This window comes from Bacillus sp. ISL-41, from assembly GCF_018613235.1.
GTDB lineage: Bacteria > Bacillota > Bacilli > Bacillales > Cytobacillaceae > Mesobacillus.
The window spans coordinates 47,673-64,025 of sequence record NZ_JAGGQP010000037.1 but is presented as its reverse complement, the minus strand read 5'-3'; the positions used below and the strand labels follow the sequence as shown (position 1 = coordinate 64,025).

Below are 16,353 nucleotides of genomic sequence, written 5' to 3'. Positions count from 1 at the left end.
AGTAAAATAATTCCTTATAAATAAGTTTTCTTGCATTATGCTCATAAAAAAACAGGCCCAGGTTACACTGAGCCTGCATTTGAATTCTTATTTTTCCATATCGGCCAGAACTGATTTTGCGACCATTTCCAGTTCTTCTGGTGATAGATCTGTTGATGCCAGCATATAATCGACTCCGAGGTGGGTCCAGGATACTGAGGTTTCGTTCATGGCTCCGATTGTGAATCCTAGGTCGACAGGCTTCCCCGTCATGTTGATCGCAGAGGACATTGCAGGCATCGCATCTGCTTTTTCCTGGATCAGCGTGAAGGACTTTTCGCCATCATAGGTCAATATAACGCGCTTTCCATCCTCTGTCGTGATTTCCTTTTCATCAATCAAAGTCACGCCTGGGATTTCAGCCATTGGGTATTTCACTGTGAATTCCTTGTCTTCTACATCTGCCATAACCGGTACTTCAAGCTGAGCACCTGTCATGTTCTTTTTCATATCAAAGGCATCTTTATCAAAGCTTGCGTCGAATTTGACGTCAGAGAATTCAACCGTCACCAGCGCATTGCGGTCTGGGTCCATCACCTTCACGCTAACCGGCGCCAGGCTCTTTTTGTTCAGCTTGATTTCCTGGATTGGAAGCATCTTATTGTTCTGGTACCTTGTTTTCGTTTCGAACACATAATGCTCTTTGGTAGCCGAGAATTTCGCTTGCTTATCCTCGAGAATATCAGTGATTAAAGATTCGTACAGATAAGCCTGGCTGCTGTTCTTCGGCCAGTCACTCTGAAATTTGAAGCTTTTGTTAAGGGCAGGCGTCAGAACAAAAACTCCTTCATCATTCCTGAGGATCATCTGGCTTTGGTCCTTCTGGGCATTCTTCAGGTTCACGCGGTAAAATGACGGATCTTTATGCCAAATCTCCACATCATACACTTGCGGCTCCGTGCCCATTTGCAATGTCATCTTCGCCTTAGCCTTGTAACTCTTCAGATCTTCGAGCGTTCCATCCAACTCCTTAACCACAGATTCCTGTGATTTTGTACCGCAGGCAGCCAGAGCAAAAATAACCATGAGCCCGGCGAGAAGCAACAATAACTTTTTCTTCATTCTTCCAACCCCTTTTAGTCTCATTTAAACGTGTAAAGGGAAAGAAAGGACAGGAATAAGACACCGGCTGCAAAATTGCTTGAGTAGTCTTCGTGCAGCCATGTTCTCGCCGCCCTAGCCTTGTCTCCCTTACTGCATTATGAATATATGAGACAACCTAGGCGAATATGCCCCCTGGATTGACAAGCATTTTAAATTTTTTCGATGACCACCTGTGCGATAGCATAATGCTCACTGTGTGAAACTGAGAGATGGACTCCTTCCAAATAGGGCTTAACCACGATTGGCCTTCCGTATGGGTCATGCTCGATTTCGATATCCATGAAGGACAATTCTTTGCCGATTCCAGTCCCTTTCGCTTTTGAAAAAGCTTCCTTCGCTGCCCAGCGTCCGGCAAGAAATTCAATTCCTCTCCGTTCATTATATTGTTTGTAAACTTCTCTTTCTTTTTCCGTTAAAACCCGCTCAGGAAAACGCGGCTGCGACTCTGCCAGTTTGCGAATCCTGTCAATTTCCACGATATCGATTCCTGTTCCGATGATCATTTTTCCAGCTCCCTTCTAAAAAAGATGAAATGCGCATAGAAAATAGTGTACAACTTTCGTTCATTAGGGATATCCTTTAGATTAGGACTTTTACCATTTTAAAAATAACCAAACCTCACGATTATGAGGACCGAGGAGGTTTCCATGTTTACAAGAACAGAAAGCTTGCGCGACTTCATTAGACTTTACCCTGTTATTACCATCATCATTGCCATTCATATCATATTATATCTGTTGACGGCATTGCCAATCTTCCCGAGCAAATACCTGTTTGGGCTTTTAGCTGGTGTGAACTTGTACGTTGTGAACGGTGAGTACTGGCGGCTTGTCACACCGATCTTCATGCATGCGGGGTTTGCGCATATGCTGTTCAACAGCTTTTCGCTCGTCTTGTTCGGCCCGGCACTCGAGCAGCTGCTTGGCAAAACAAAATTCATCCTGCTCTATCTCGCTACAGGCATCGCCGCAAACATCGCTACCCTGATTCTCGAGCCGCTGACTTACACACATGTAGGCTCAAGCGGTGCCATCTTCGGACTTTTCGGTTTCTATATTTCTATCACAATATTCCGCAAAGCCATGATGTCACGCGAAAACTCCCAGACGATCATGACGATCGCCATCATTGCCGTGGTCATGACATTCGTCCAGTCGAACATCAATATTACCGCCCATATTTTTGGTATGCTTGCAGGTTTTCTGACCGGAGCTGCCATTTATAAAAGGTAATAAAAAGCGCCTCAAGGGCGCTTTTTTCGTTCTCACTCACTTGTTTCATGTGAGTACCAGTGATACATCATGTCAACATGCTTTTTTTCAAGGTCAATGACTTTGCCGCCAGCACCGCCATGCCCGGATTTGACAATTGCTTCGACGGTAGCCAGTTTCTTTTTCCGCTGAAAAAAGCTTTCTTTCATGCTGAAGGACTGGACTTTATTTTTCCTCATATACACTGTGTTCTTAACAATATTGCGATATCGGAAGGTCAGCATCCCATTGTCAAGGCTCCAGCCTGCATCCTTATAATTAAGATAAGACCATACCGCCGAGACAGCCAGCAGGATCAGCGAGCCAAAGCCCCATGGTCTAAAAAACCAGATGGATGCAATGATGATCGGCAGCTTGAACAGCCAGCCTTTCAATAAATATCTACTGTAGGCCCGTCCTGGTGCAGAATTGATATTGACACGGAAGTGGTACTCCGTCAAATGCGGTTCAAGCAGGCCGGGGATCTTTCTTTTCTTCACGATTGGAAGGATGAGGACCTTCGAGCTTTCCTGGTCAAGCGCAGACCCGCCCGCACTTTCCACAAATGCCGAAGCATAGCCAAGCGGCTGCCTGACGAGATTTTCGCTGATGCGGACGGCCTGGATCCGATTAAGTGGAATCGTGAACTGCCGTTTTTCCAGCAAACCTCTTGTGATGACAAGGTCATTGTCCACCTTTCTAACGGTAAAATTAGCGTATTTCAGCATCGTGCCAAACAGCGCAATGATCCACGCCAGCAGGAATCCAAGAAAAACTACGACACTGATAAAAACAACCCCGTTCTGGACAAAGTGCTCGACTCCATCAAAAATCTGCTCGTAAGGAATGAACTCTTCAAATTGAAATACAAACGCAAGCACGGCGGAAATGACTACACCGACCCCGCCTGATGTTGACGCCAGCATCAATAGCTCTGAAACAGAGATTTTATAAAGAAGATCATCGGTGGATTCCGGTGCCTCTTCCCCATCCAGGGCTTGCCCGGATTTTTTGATAGAAACGAGATAATCATGGATCTCCTGTGCATCCTGCTTTGTAATAGCCGTAAGGACCGCCTCTCCATCCTGGAGTCCCATCCCGCCTGAGCCGGCCGTCTCCACCTTCACCTTCACAAGGCCGAACAGCCGCTGTAAAATCCCTTCTGACAAATCAAGGCTTTGAATACGGTCGAACGGTATGTATCGCTTTTTCCTGACGATCAACCCGTATTCGATTCGCAGTTCGCCTTGTTCGATGCGATATGTAAATCTGTACCATGACAAAACTCCGTAAACTAAAACAAGTACGACAACCCCAATTGAACCAAAGAAGTAAAACAGGTCCCAATCCGTTCCCCTGCTCCCGAAAACGACGAAAATCAGGAAAGGGATGATCATTTCCTTCAGCTGGCGAAGCGCATTGACGACAGCGGCGATCGGATGCAGCCTTTTCGGATCAGACATCTTCATCCGCCACCCTTGCAAGTCTCGAAATGGAGGTCCTCAAATTTTCGGCTTCTTCCATATCCAGCGCAGGTATTTCATGGATGGTCGCAGCAGTCGAAACCGTCACCGTCGATAAACGGTATTTACGCAATAAAGGGCCCTGCTGTGTATCAACATGCTGCACACGGATCATCGGAATAAGCGTCCGCTTAATGATGAATACGCCATATTGAAGCTCAATCTCCTGTTCCCTTACTTCATAGCGCCAGCGTTTCCAGCGCAGAGTTGGCAATAAAATGATGAATAAATAGCTATATACAGCAGCCACAGCTATAGCTGCAGCGATAATCCATTTAGGTAAGTCAAATATAATAGTAATGGCGATCAGACCGCCCGCTAATATCCATACCACCAGGGAATGGATACATGCGGCAATTTTCCAGACAGTCAGCGCCTGCTCGGAAATCCGCTTTTGCGGCTCAGAAATCGTCATAAAGCTTCCTCCTAATTTTCCAATTAATAGCACCTTCCTAAGTATACAACAATAACACATCAGTATGGCACTATATTGGGAGGAAAATGCGCTACGGACATGAGGATCCGTATTATTTTATCTTGAAGCTGCTGCCGTCAATGGCCTCCACTTCAGGCTTTAGACTTAGTTCTTCAGCAAGCTTGAAAAGGGCAAGATCCTTCTTTTTCGCTTCAATCATGCAGTGGATTTCCGGGACTGAACCTTTTATTCCGTTAAGAAAATCCATGAACATTTCAGCATCCACATATTCGGCGTGTGCCCGAAACTCTTTTTCTGAACGAGGACTGGAAATATGCATTTTTACCGGCAGCTTCGAGTGCTCCCATGTGCCGGCGATTCGACCCCATTGCTCCTGCCAGTTTATGTTTTCATGGTGGGCAAGATGGTGATGATAATCGAATACTAGCGGGATCGCAAGCTTTTCGCAAAGGTAAAGCGTATCGTGCAGCGTGAACGATGTATCATCATTTTCCAGCATGATCATATCTTGCAGCCTTGTTGAAACGAGTCCCCAATTATGGATAAATTGCTCCAGCGCTTTTTCTCGGTTTTCATAGACACCGCCGACATGGAGGACACATCGATGTTCGGGATCGATCTCCATCCCCTTCAATAAGGCATGATGCATTGCAAGAGTCTTGATTGAATTGTTCAGAGTTTCGGTCTTTAGCGTATTCAGCAGTACAAAATGATCTGGGTGAAAATCAACACGCATCGGATTTCCCTGTAAAAAATCTGCTATATCCTTTAATGGTTTCTTTAACGAGCGCATATACTTCCAATTGGAAAGCTCTTCATGGTTGGCGAGCGGAATCAGCCTCGAGCTAAGCCGGAAAAAGTGAATTTCGTTCGCTTTGCTGTGCCTGAGAAGACGCAGGCAGTTTTCAAGATTAGACACGGCGATTCTCTCCAGCTTATTGATGGCTGCGTCTCTGTCCTTGATTCCCTGGAATTGCTTGAATGTCATCGTTTGTGACGGAGAGGCATTCTTCAACTCCTCACTCATCGCTACATATCCAAGCCTGACAATTGTCATATCTGCCACCCCCGTTTTTTAGGTAGTATGCCCAAATTCAACGGATGGTGGACTGGTAAAATTATTGCCTAAAATGAGGTTGGCCGAATTATCGTTGAATGTGGTCGAATTATCCTGGAATGTGGTCGAATTATTTTAAAATGTGGTCGAATTATCTAGAGTTCGTGGCAAAAGTAGTTGGGATTCATATGATTCACTTAAAAGAAGCACATAAAAACCCCCGGTTTCGATAAAACCGGGGGTTGGTTGTTTATTTTAGCGTGATGGTCTTGATTTGTAGCTGCCGCCTTCTCTGCTGCCGCCACCGCCGCCTGTGCGTTTCGTTCCAGAGCGTGGCTTGTAAGGCTTTTTATTGCGGCCATCGCTGCCTCTGTTATCATATCTTCTGCGGTCTCCTTGAGGCTTCTTGTTTCTGTTTGGAAGAGGCTTTTCCTCAGTAAGCTTAACAGGAGTTGTATCAGGCTCTTTAGTCAGCATTTTCAATACTGAAGCAACGACTGTTTGAGCATCATGGTTTTTCAATAGCTCATCTGCAGCCTGGCGGTAGTATTGAAGGTTGTTTGACTCGATTGTTTGGGTAATCTTGTCAACAACTGCTCTTTGCTGGCCTTCAAGCGCTTGGTCCAAGGTTGGAGCAGTCATTTTTTCCATGCGGCGCTTAGTCGTTTTTTCGACTACATGAAGGTAAGAAGTCTCTCTGTGTGTAACGAATGTGATCGCCATACCCTCTTTACCTGCACGGCCAGTACGACCGATACGGTGTACATAGCTTTCAGGGTCCTGCGGGATATCGAAGTTGTAAACGTGTGTTACACCGGAGATATCAAGTCCACGAGCTGCCACGTCTGTCGCAACTAGCACGTCGATTGAACCTTCCTTGAACTTTCTTAAAACAGACATACGCTTTGCCTGAGTAAGGTCGCCGTGAATTCCTTCAGCAGTGTAGCCGCGAAGGTTCAATGCTTCAGCAAGCTCATCAACACGGCGCTTCGTGCGTCCGAAGATGATTGCCAATTCTGGAGATTGGATATCAAGAAGTCGTGTAAGAACATCGAACTTGTTCTTCTCTTGTACTTCAACATAGTATTGCTCGATCAAAGGAACTGTCATTTCCTTCGCTTTGACACGAACAACTTCCGGATCCTTCATGAAGCGCTCAGCGATCTTGCGGATCGGTCCTGGCATTGTTGCCGAGAACAATAATGTCTGGCGTTCGTTAGGGATTTTTGCAAGGATTGCTTCGATATCTTCGATGAAGCCCATGTTCAGCATTTCATCTGCTTCGTCAAGGATGACTGTCTCTACAGTATCAAGACGAATTGTCTTTCTGTTGATATGGTCAAGAAGTCGTCCTGGAGTTCCGACGATGATGTGAGGACCTTTTTTCAATGCGCGGATCTGGCGGTTAATATCCTGACCGCCGTAAATCGCAAGAACTCCGACTCTTTTCCCAGCACCGATTTTGTATAGTTCTTCGGAAACCTGGATGGCCAATTCACGAGTTGGCGCAATGATGATTCCCTGGATATTATGGTTTTCTTTCTTGATCTTTTCAACTAGAGGAATACCGAAAGCAGCAGTCTTACCAGTACCTGTCTGTGCCTGGCCGATTACGTCTTTATTCTCTAGGCTGATCGGAATCGTTTCTGCCTGAATTGGAGTTGCTTCCTCAAAACCCATATTCTTTACAGCTTTTAATGTTGCGGGGCTAATGCCCATCTCTTGGAACATTGTCAACTTTGCTCATTCTCCTTTTTATTCACATTTATCCCGCACCGGTTCTTTCGATGCATCGTTTATTTAAGTGGCTGTTTAAGGATCCAAACCATTTCTGATTCTGGTTAGTTTGTCGTACCTTTACGGCGAAATAGGTGTTCGCACCTTGTGTTTTAAGCAGGGCTGAATCAGCAATTACAACACGCTGAAGCACAGAACCTGAAATATTAGCAAAAAAAGACATTCTCCATCACGGGAGTATGTCCGCTTAAAGGATTTTCTCAGTTAGACACTCAATATTCATGATACCATCTTTAGGAAGGAAAAGCAATTTTTGATGAATTGCTTCAGTTCCTGATTCCCACTCTCGGTTTGGAGGTCAAAAAATTATATACCTCGTCAAATAAGTGTTCTTTTTCATCACAGTGACAAATCAGATGTTTGGAGTTCTTATAAAAAATCAGCCGTTTTTCTTCAGCGCCAATATTTTCATATAGATAATGGGCGCTTTTCGGGGGCACGATGCCGTCACTCTCGCCTTGTGCGATTAAGGTAGGCACCTTCACATCATTGAGAACAGGCTTAATTTTGGTCACAAGCCTGCGAAACTGCAAGGTAGCGGTCATGGGTGTTTCTCTGATTTTTCGTGTATAACGCCTGAATAATTCATTTTCTTTAAGATTCCCTTTTAACGTGTCCCTCATCATTTCCTTGATATCGAACGCAAGCTGTTTAGGATTCACATAATAAGCAGCCGCACTGAGCAGGACAAGCTTATCAACCGGGTAAGTCGAGGCAAGATAGCTGGCAATCAGCCCGCCCATCGAAAATCCGACAACATATACAGTGTCACACTGTTTCAACAGCGCCTTCAATTCATTCTCAGCATGGTCAATCCACTCATTATGTTGGATTCCCTTCAAATTCAGCTCAATGCCATGGCCAGGCAGGGTAGGAACAACTATTTTCCAATCGGTCCTCTCTTTCAGCGACTGGGCTAGTGGTTCCACTTCAAACGGAGACCCGGTAAAGCCATGGATTAAAAGACAACCTATCATAACCAATCACCCATTAGTTTTTCTCGTATTTAATCTTTCCCCATTTTAAATCATTTAACCCAGATTTTCCTCGAAAATGCCTTGTGGAAAAGAACAAAAAGATGTCCAGTAGAACGGACATCTTCTTGTTGTAGATTACTTCTGCAATGCATGGACGACTTCCTCGAGCGCCATGCCGCGTGATGCTTTTACGAGGACAATGGTTTCACCTGTTACATATTTCTTCAGTTCATTGCTTAACTCCTGCTTATCCTGGAAAGCAAATGCCCTTTCATCGCCTAGAACTTCTTTTGCGCCTTTGGCAATGGATTCACTTAGCTTGCCAAAGGTAAATACGTAATCGATTTTCCCTGGTTCAAGGGATGCTCCAACCTTGTAATGATACTCCTCCTCAAGAGGTCCAAGCTCGAGCATGTCACCAAGCACAAGGATTTTACGGCTGTAGCCTGACAGATTGGCAACGAGGTCAATTGCCGCATTCATGGATGTCGGGCTGGCATTGTAGGCATCATTGATGATTTTTTCTCCATGAGCGCCTTCGGAAAGTTCCATCCTCATATTCGTCAGCTTCAAACCTGCAAAGCCATCATTCATTTTTTTAAAAGGAACGCCCAGGAAATCTGCAGCAAGCATGGCTGCCAGCGCGTTCAGGATATTATGGTTGCCAAGCACCGGCAAGTAGAAAATTTCATCAACAAGGTTCGTCTTGAACTTATTGCCATTTTCAAGCGGCTCGATGCTGAGGGGATAAAGGTCATTGTCATGGCTTGCTCCAAATGTTTTAAGCTCCCCATTCCCTTTGTAATCCTTCAGTCTCTCTTGAAGAAGTGGCTCGTCTCCATGGAAAATGATTAGCCCGTTCTCCTGGAGACCTTCGATGATTTCCAGTTTCGCGTCGGCAATCGCTTCCCTTGAACCAAGATCAAGCAGGTGAGATTCTCCGATATTCGTGATGATCACTGCATCAGGTCGACCCAATTTTGTTAAAAACTCTATTTCGCCCTTGCTGCTCATGCCCATCTCAAGCACAGCGACCTCTGTATCTTCACGCAAACGAAGAAGCGTCAGCGGCAGGCCAAGGTGATTATTGAAGTTGCCTTCAGTTTTTTGGACCTTGTATTTTTGGGCAAGGAGATTCGCTGTCATGTCCTTGGTCGTCGTTTTTCCATTGCTGCCGGTAATCCCTACAACCTTGATGTCGAGTGAATTGCGGTAGCTTCTTGATAACTCCTGCAATGCAGTCGTTGTGTCTTCAACAATGATGATTGGCAGGTCTTCTGGCGGATTTGGTACATCTTTTTGCCAGAAGGCTGCAGCAGCTCCGCCGTTTCGGATGACGTCAGCTACAAAGTTATGTCCATCTGTCCGTGCCCCTTTAAAAGGGACAAACAAGTTTCCTTCTTCGATTTTACGCGTGTCGATTGAAACGCCCTTCACCTCTACATCAACAAATTGGCTGACATCATTCAGCGCTCCTGCCATTCGGGCGATTTCTGATAGTGGTTTTTGGATCATTTTTATTTCCTCCCATGAAAAGAGAACACGGCCGCCGCCGTGTCTCCCTGGTTGATTGATTTATAGGTTAAAATGTATATTTGATCTTCTGCTTTTCAGCGTGGCGTTCAATTCCGAGGTTCACCAGCTTTTCGATCAGCTGCGGATACTCGACACCTGTATGCTTCCATAGGAGCGGGAACATGCTGAATGGAGTGAAGCCAGGCATGGTGTTGACTTCATTGATCAGCAGCTGGCCATCCTTTGTCAGGAAGAAATCGGCGCGAACTAGACCAGAACAATCGAGCGCCTTGAACGCAGTAATCGCCATTTCTTTTAGATCAGCATATTGCTGTTCTGTGATTTCAGCAGGGATAATCATCGCTGTATCGCCATCTTCATATTTTGCTTTGTAATCATAGAAATCTTTCTTAGGGACGATTTCACCAACAACTGAGCATTCTGGTTCATCGTTACCAAGTACGCCAATCTCAATTTCACGGGCGACGACACCCTGTTCGATAATGATTTTACGGTCGAATTGGAAGGCCTCTTTGAAGGCTTCCTCAAGCTCCTGCTTGTTGGATGCCTTGCTGATCCCTACGCTGGATCCAAGGTTTGCTGGTTTTACAAAGCAAGGATAGCCAAGTCTTTCTTCAACAAGGCTGTATACCTTTTCGCTGTCTCTTTCCCATTCGCTTCTAAGAGCAGCCACATAGTCCACCTGAGGAAGTCCCGCCTGTGCGAATACATTTTTCATGACGATTTTATCCATGCCTGCAGCTGAGGCAAGTACACCATTGCCGACATAAGGCAGGTTCAACAGTTCCAGCAAGCCTTGAACCGTACCATCTTCACCGTTCGGTCCGTGAAGCAATGGGAAGATTACATCTAGAGTCTGGTTGGATTCTGCACCGCCTGCCTGGAATAATGCTGGTGTGAATGAAGGAGTCGGCAGATTCGAGTTGTCGTTAAACTCAAGCGCCTTTATATTCTCTGCAGGAGCATTGAGCTCGGGACCCTTGACCCACTCTCCTTCCTCCGTTATGTATATAGGATAAATCTCGAATTTTTCAAAATCCAATGCTTTCGTCACAGCCAAAGCTGTCTGCATTGATACTTTATGTTCAGCCGATTTGCCGCCGTATAGCAGCCCGATTCTTGTCTTCATAAAAATAGACCTCCAATAAATTCAATCTGGCTCCACTTTCCGCTTCCTATTTTACCACTTTATTTTTAAATTACGGAATTGTTATCAATTTTTAATAATAACTCTCAAGCTATACTATTTCCTGTTTTTCAGGCGTGAAACCTGCAGGCGAGTTAAAAGTTAACATTCACAGAATAAGTTACCTTTTAAATAGCCGCTAATAGGCAGTAAACCTAATTTAAGTGCCTAAATTACCATATGAATCAACCTTTAATTCTGTGAATGGCTAAATGTCTTAATAATTCATCTATAATCCACCTAACAAAACAAGCGGGAGAGTGAAACAGAAGCATCTGCATATATGTAAAAAACGGCTGAAAAAAGCACCATCAATTCTAGACACTACCTATTAATTGGGAGGTGCCTTTCTTTTAGCTGGAAAAAATCGAGGTTTATTTCCAATTCGCTATAAAAATGTTATTTTCGCTATAATAATCGGATTTTCGCTATAATAATGATATTTTCGCTATATTATTTGGATTTTCGCTATAAAAACTAAGCTGCCGCCCCCATTACAAACTTTTTTAGCCAGCATCCGGCCTATTACGCTATAAAATTAACACCTATAAAGAAAAAAACGCTCAGGTTGCCCTGAACGCTGGTTATTTTACGATTAGTACCGGTGCTTTCACTCGTTTTGCGACTTTGTGGCTGACACTGCCAAGAACCATTTCCTGCAGGCCGTTCAAACCGCGGCTGCCAACGACGACGACATCGAATGCATTCTTGTTGGCATAGTCAACAATGGCCGGGCCTGGTTCACCGAGCAATTTTTCAAACCTGAAGTTCAAACTCTCTTCTTCTAGCATGTTTGTTACTGGCTGGAGCCTGATTTTTCTTTTTTCCTCGACTACTGTCCGATCTGGATTGTGCAGGACATCTTCCTTGGAAGTCTGCCCATCGACAACATAAACAACCGTAATTTCACTATCTCCGTTAAGCTTTGCCAGCTCAACCGCTTTTTTCGCTGCGCGCACCGAATGGTCAGAACCATCAGATGCTAATAAGATTCTCTTAAACATGCTATTCCCCCTACATTTATTTCCATTATCTTATATATAAAGAAAGCACGCTGATTCGTCAACGCGCTTTCCCAAAATATAATTTACGTTTTAATGTCCGGATAGCTTAGCGCCTTCCTGTTTGTGAACGGCTAGTTTGTCAATCAAGTGAGAGCTTGGGTCATTGAGACCGTGCAGACGGACAACTGTCCCGTTCTCTCTTAGTTTAATGACAATTTTATCAATTGCCGCAACGGCTGAGTCATCCCAAACATGGGCATGTGTCAGGTCGACGACAACTTCTTTTGCATTTTCCTTCAAATCGAAGGATTCAATCAGGTCAGTTACTGAAGCGAAAAATACTTGTCCTGTTACAAAGTACGTTCGGCGATTCATTGCAACGTCAAATGTTGATGTGACTTTCACCTTGGAGATTTTCGCCACGAAGAAAATCGCACTCAAAATGATTCCGGCAAATACACCCTTTGATAGATCATGTGTGAACACGGTTGTGACGGTTGTGACAACCATAACGATTGAATCTGTAACAGGTGTCTTTGCCATGCCTTTGATTGATGACCAGTCAAATGTTCCGATTGATACCATGATCATGACGCCAACCAGTGCTGCCATCGGAATTTGGACAACAATATTTCCTAGAACGATAATCAGGAACATTAGGAAAGTACCGGCAACAAGAGCAGACAATCTGCCTCGGCCGCCAGATTTAACATTGATTACCGACTGGCCGATCATTGCGCATCCTGCCATACCGCCGAATAATCCGGCAACGATGTTCGCAATCCCCTGGCCGCGGCTTTCTTTATTTTTATCACTCGGAGTATCTGTCATATCATCAACGATTTGGGCAGTCAGCAAAGATTCAAGCAAGCCGACAATAGCCAAAGCCACTGAATATGGGAAAATAATTTTTAATGTTTCCAGGTTGAATGGGATATCTGGGATCAGGAACATCGGCAATGCAGATGTAAGAGTACCCATATCACCAACCGTCTTAACACCACTGTTGGTCATGATTGCAACTAATGTAATAACAATGATTGCCACAAGTGGTGAAGGAACTGCTTTCGTAACACGCGGCAAAAGATAGATGATCGCCAGCGCGCCAGCTACCATCGTATACATTACCCATGTAGCGTCTACAAACTGCTCGAGCTGTGCCATGAATATCAGAATCGCCAGCGCGTTAACGAAGCCGATCATTACCGAACGCGGAATGAATTTCATGAACCTTGCCAATTTAAACACACCAAACAGAATCTGCAGGACTCCTGTCAAAATCGTAGCTGCCAATAAATATTGCAAACCATGGTCAGCAACAAGCGTCACCATCAACAGAGCCATCGCACCGGTCGCTGCTGAAATCATGCCAGGACGGCCGCCAACAATCGCGATTGTCACAGCAATAGCGAATGAAGCGTAAAGTCCTACCATCGGGTCAACACCAGCAATAATCGAAAAGGCGATCGCTTCAGGAATCAAAGCAAGCGCAACGACAATTCCTGCAAGGATATCTCCTTTAACGTTGCCAAACCATTGTTCTTTAATTGTATTAGTATTCAAGTAAACACCCCTTAAGTTTTTTTGTGGCTTCCTACTCTCAAGCAAGCCGGGTCCGATAAAAACAGGATTTATCATAACATATTTATAAAATTGAGCAACCATCATTGTAAGCGCTATAACTTTTATTTATCTGCGAAATTCGACCGATATCTTCATTTTTCACCTATACATGTTAAAAACCTTAAAATGTAAATTCATCTCAACTGATTAGCTTCTTGCAAGCTTTTAACGAGAACATTTTGATATGATGGTTTGGGAGGTTTTTACATGAAGACATCAGGATTATCTGCACCATTCAAGACGAACTTTTATTATGGCTGGGTCATCGTTTTCATCGCAGGGCTCGGCGTGTTTTTTTCTGGCCCGGGTCAAACATATTCGGTTTCTGTATTTATTGATTCCTACATAAAAGATTTTGGATGGAGCCGCTCCCATGTATCCGCAGTCTACTCGCTCGCGACCCTTGCTGCCGGCATCTGTATGTTCTTTGTCGGCCGCTTCGTTGATAAATGGGGACAAAGAAAAATGTCTGTTATTGTTGGCATCGGGTTGGCACTGGCCAGCTTTTGGAACAGCATGGTCGTAAACACCGCGATGCTGTTCATTGGCTTTTTCCTAATCCGGGTCCTCGGTCAGGGTTCGATGAGCCTGATTCCAAACACCCTGGTACCGCAGTGGTTCATTACGAAACGCGGGAAGGCAATGAGCTTGATGGCCATCGGCGGATTTGCCAGCTCAGCGGCGCTTCCGCCATTGAATGCCTGGCTAGTTGCCACATGGGGCTGGAGCTTTTCGTGGAAGGTCTGGGGCGTCCTGCTTCTCGTCATCTTTGTTCCGCTTGCCTATATTTTAATTAGAAACAAACCGGAGGATATTGGAGAATATCCAGATGGAGTCAAGCCTGAGTGGACAAATGATCCTTCCGATTCAAACAGAACAAGCAATCCTTTTGAAGAGGTGAACTGGACAGTCCAGGAAGCAGTCAAAACTCGTGCATACTGGCTATTGCTGTTTTGTGTAGGAATTCCCGCACTCGTTAACACCGGACTTACTTTTCATTTGATTTCCATTTTTAAAACAAATGGGATTTCGCCGGGAATTGCCGCACTTGTATTAAGCTTGATGGCTTTGATTGGTTTTCCGGTTACTCTGATTGCAGGACCGCTGCTCGACCGGGTAAAAGTACAGTACGTGCTCGCAGGGATTTTTGCAGGGGAAATTATTTTCATTCTCGTCCTGCTGGCAGCTGATCAAACAGCAATCGCGATTGCATTCGGGGTATTATGGGGAATCAGCGGGGGATTTGAAAGGATTACCTTGAATTACGTATGGCCGAGCTTCTTTGGAAGACAGTCACTTGGCAGCATCAAAGGATCGGCCATGACCGTTACCGTGCTCGGTTCCGCCTTGGGCCCTCTTCCATTTGGCCTCGCTTACGATTATTTTGCCGGGTATCAGGAAATTCTGCTGATGTCCATTATTCTTCCGGTGCTTGGGATGGCAGCCGCGCTTCTTGCCAAGAAACCGGAGAAGGAACTTTTGTGATTAATAGGTGTTCCTTAGTTAATTACAACTTATATTAAACGCAGGATTTGGCTTGTTACCGAAATCATGAGGCTTACCGGTTTTCGGGCACATGTTGACCTTACTTGTTACCGAAAGCACCGCTCCTCGCGTTTTTCGGGCACATGTCGGCCTTACTTGTTACCGAAATCACGAGCCTTCCCGGTTTTCGGGCACATGTCGGCCTTACTTGTTACCGAGATCATGAGGCTTCCCGGTTTTCGGGCACATGTTGGCTTTACTTGTTACCGAAATCACGGCTCCTTTCCGTTTTCGGGCACATGTTGGCCTTACTTGTTACCGAAATCAACGCTCCTTTCCGTTTTCGGGCACATGCTGGACTTACTTGTTACCGAAATCACGGCTCCTTTCCGTTTTCGGGCACATGTTGGACTTACTTGTTACCGAAATCACCGCTCCTCGCGTTTTTCGGGCACATGTCGGCCTTACTTGTTACCGAAATCACGAGGCTTACCGGTTTTCGGGCACATGTCGGCCTTACTTGTTACCGAGATCATGAGGCTTCCCGGTTTTCGGGCACATGTTGACCTTACTTGTTACCGAAATCATGAGGCTTCCCGGTTTTCGGGCACATGTTGGCTTTACTTGTTACCGAAATCACGGCTCCTTTCCGTTTTCGGGCACATGTTGGACTTACTTGTTACCGAAATCAACGCTCCTTTCCGTTTTCGGGCACACGTTGACCTTACTTGTTACCGAAATCACCGCCCCTCGCGTTTTTCGGGCACATGTTGGTCTTACTTGTTACCGAAATCAAAGATCCTTTCCGTTTTCGGGCACATGTTGGACTTAATAGTCACTAAAATTCAGAATTAGTCTCATTAGCTCACAAAAAACAACAAAGTCCTGCAGCTCAATGAACTGCAGGACTTTTTTCATCCAATCGGGGTGCATATTTCGATATAATGTCCATCCGGATCTGCTGCATAAGCGACCACCTGGCCCCATGGCTTTTCGGTTGGCTCGAGCAGGATTGGGATTCCGGCGGCACGCAGTTTTTCTACTGCGCCCTTGACGTCCTCTGTTACAAATCCGAGCTCAAAGGTTTGTTCCTTCCTTATTCCATCCGGGATTGGGAGCGTCGTGATTTCGCGGCCGCTTTCCCGGGTGTTCATCGAAAGAACGGTATTGCCAGTTTCATACTCGATATATGTCCCAAATTCATTACGAAGTTTAAGACCAAGCAGCTCACCGTAAAAATGCTTTGCTTTTTCCAGGTCGGAAACATATAAAATGACATAGCCCATTTTCAATTCCATCATCATCACCTCTTAAAAAATAAATTCGAGATGGAATG

14 protein-coding genes are annotated in these 16,353 nt (G+C 45.1%); 2 read left to right on the top strand and 12 right to left on the bottom strand.

Annotated features, from left to right (window positions below):
* Positions 1 to 87: 87 nt before the first annotated feature.
* Both J7I80_RS19180 and acpS read right to left on the bottom strand, forming a co-directional pair.
* A complete protein-coding gene (locus J7I80_RS19180) occupies positions 88 to 1,101 on the bottom strand; it encodes a LolA family protein (RefSeq protein WP_214740480.1) in 1,014 nt (337 codons plus the stop codon).
* A 191-nt stretch (positions 1,102 to 1,292) separates the two neighbouring features.
* Positions 1,293 to 1,646, bottom strand: coding sequence for a holo-ACP synthase (gene acpS / locus J7I80_RS19175; RefSeq protein ID WP_214740478.1), 354 nt, complete (start codon positions 1,644 to 1,646; stop codon positions 1,293 to 1,295).
* Positions 1,647 to 1,790: 144 nt separating this feature from the next.
* Here acpS and J7I80_RS19170 point away from each other — a divergent pair, with 144 nt between their 5' ends.
* The gene (locus tag J7I80_RS19170) at positions 1,791 to 2,375 is read left to right on the top strand and encodes a rhomboid family intramembrane serine protease (protein WP_214740476.1); all 585 of its coding nucleotides are present in this window, start codon (positions 1,791 to 1,793) and stop codon (positions 2,373 to 2,375) included.
* A 32-nt stretch (positions 2,376 to 2,407) separates the two neighbouring features.
* Here the strand turns inward: J7I80_RS19170 and J7I80_RS19165 are convergent, their stop codons facing one another.
* The 9 genes from J7I80_RS19165 to J7I80_RS19125 all read right to left on the bottom strand — a co-directional run bounded on the left by J7I80_RS19165 (position 2,408) and on the right by J7I80_RS19125 (position 13,472).
* Positions 2,408 to 3,856, bottom strand: a complete 1,449-nt coding sequence (locus J7I80_RS19165) for a PH domain-containing protein (protein ID WP_214740474.1) — start codon at positions 3,854 to 3,856, stop codon at positions 2,408 to 2,410.
* Positions 3,849 to 4,331, bottom strand: a complete 483-nt coding sequence (locus J7I80_RS19160; protein ID WP_214740472.1) for a PH domain-containing protein — start codon at positions 4,329 to 4,331, stop codon at positions 3,849 to 3,851. The genes J7I80_RS19165 and J7I80_RS19160 overlap by 8 nt, the downstream gene beginning before the upstream one ends.
* Positions 4,332 to 4,443: 112 nt before the next feature.
* On the bottom strand, positions 4,444 to 5,409 hold the full coding sequence (uvsE, locus tag J7I80_RS19155; RefSeq protein ID WP_214740470.1) for a UV DNA damage repair endonuclease UvsE: 966 nt from the start codon (positions 5,407 to 5,409) through the stop codon (positions 4,444 to 4,446).
* A gap of 255 nt (positions 5,410 to 5,664) precedes the next feature.
* Entirely contained in the window at positions 5,665 to 7,146 is a 1,482-nt protein-coding gene (gene cshA / locus J7I80_RS19150) for a degradosome RNA helicase CshA (RefSeq protein ID WP_285289160.1), read from the bottom strand.
* 326 nt (positions 7,147 to 7,472) lie between these two features.
* A complete protein-coding gene (locus tag J7I80_RS19145; protein ID WP_214740468.1) occupies positions 7,473 to 8,183 on the bottom strand; it encodes an alpha/beta hydrolase in 711 nt (236 codons plus the stop codon).
* Between the two features lie 135 nt (positions 8,184 to 8,318).
* Positions 8,319 to 9,698: a UDP-N-acetylmuramoyl-tripeptide--D-alanyl-D-alanine ligase gene (locus tag J7I80_RS19140; RefSeq protein ID WP_214740465.1), complete on the bottom strand. Its 1,380-nt coding sequence runs from the start codon at positions 9,696 to 9,698 to the stop codon at positions 8,319 to 8,321.
* Between the two features lie 67 nt (positions 9,699 to 9,765).
* Positions 9,766 to 10,848, bottom strand: coding sequence for a D-alanine--D-alanine ligase (locus J7I80_RS19135; RefSeq protein WP_214740463.1), 1,083 nt, complete (start codon positions 10,846 to 10,848; stop codon positions 9,766 to 9,768).
* 641 nt (positions 10,849 to 11,489) lie between these two features.
* Positions 11,490 to 11,909, bottom strand: coding sequence for a universal stress protein (locus J7I80_RS19130; RefSeq protein WP_192472902.1), 420 nt, complete (start codon positions 11,907 to 11,909; stop codon positions 11,490 to 11,492).
* A 90-nt stretch (positions 11,910 to 11,999) separates the two neighbouring features.
* Positions 12,000 to 13,472, bottom strand: a complete 1,473-nt coding sequence (locus J7I80_RS19125; protein ID WP_251027865.1) for a SulP family inorganic anion transporter — start codon at positions 13,470 to 13,472, stop codon at positions 12,000 to 12,002.
* A 267-nt stretch (positions 13,473 to 13,739) separates the two neighbouring features.
* Here J7I80_RS19125 and J7I80_RS19120 point away from each other — a divergent pair, with 267 nt between their 5' ends.
* Complete coding sequence (locus J7I80_RS19120) at positions 13,740 to 15,017, top strand: MFS transporter (RefSeq protein ID WP_214740461.1); 1,278 nt, start codon at positions 13,740 to 13,742, stop codon at positions 15,015 to 15,017.
* Positions 15,018 to 15,931: 914 nt separating this feature from the next.
* Here the strand turns inward: J7I80_RS19120 and J7I80_RS19115 are convergent.
* Entirely contained in the window at positions 15,932 to 16,315 is a 384-nt protein-coding gene (locus tag J7I80_RS19115) for a VOC family protein (RefSeq protein ID WP_214740459.1), read from the bottom strand.
* Positions 16,316 to 16,353 lie beyond the last annotated feature (38 nt).

Coding starts and splice junctions, on each gene's coding strand:
- J7I80_RS19180 (WP_214740480.1), bottom strand. CDS start 1,101: ATGAAGAAAAAGTTATTGTTGCTTCTCGCCGGGCTCATGGTTATTTTT.
- acpS (WP_214740478.1), bottom strand. CDS start 1,646: ATGATCATCGGAACAGGAATCGATATCGTGGAAATTGACAGGATTCGC.
- J7I80_RS19170 (WP_214740476.1), top strand. CDS start 1,791: ATGTTTACAAGAACAGAAAGCTTGCGCGACTTCATTAGACTTTACCCT.
- J7I80_RS19165 (WP_214740474.1), bottom strand. CDS start 3,856: ATGTCTGATCCGAAAAGGCTGCATCCGATCGCCGCTGTCGTCAATGCG.
- J7I80_RS19160 (WP_214740472.1), bottom strand. CDS start 4,331: ATGACGATTTCTGAGCCGCAAAAGCGGATTTCCGAGCAGGCGCTGACT.
- uvsE (WP_214740470.1), bottom strand. CDS start 5,409: ATGACAATTGTCAGGCTTGGATATGTAGCGATGAGTGAGGAGTTGAAG.
- J7I80_RS19145 (WP_214740468.1), bottom strand. CDS start 8,183: ATGATAGGTTGTCTTTTAATCCATGGCTTTACCGGGTCTCCGTTTGAA.
- J7I80_RS19140 (WP_214740465.1), bottom strand. CDS start 9,698: ATGATCCAAAAACCACTATCAGAAATCGCCCGAATGGCAGGAGCGCTG.
- J7I80_RS19135 (WP_214740463.1), bottom strand. CDS start 10,848: ATGAAGACAAGAATCGGGCTGCTATACGGCGGCAAATCGGCTGAACAT.
- J7I80_RS19130 (WP_192472902.1), bottom strand. CDS start 11,909: ATGTTTAAGAGAATCTTATTAGCATCTGATGGTTCTGACCATTCGGTG.
- J7I80_RS19120 (WP_214740461.1), top strand. CDS start 13,740: ATGAAGACATCAGGATTATCTGCACCATTCAAGACGAACTTTTATTAT.
- J7I80_RS19115 (WP_214740459.1), bottom strand. CDS start 16,315: ATGGAATTGAAAATGGGCTATGTCATTTTATATGTTTCCGACCTGGAA.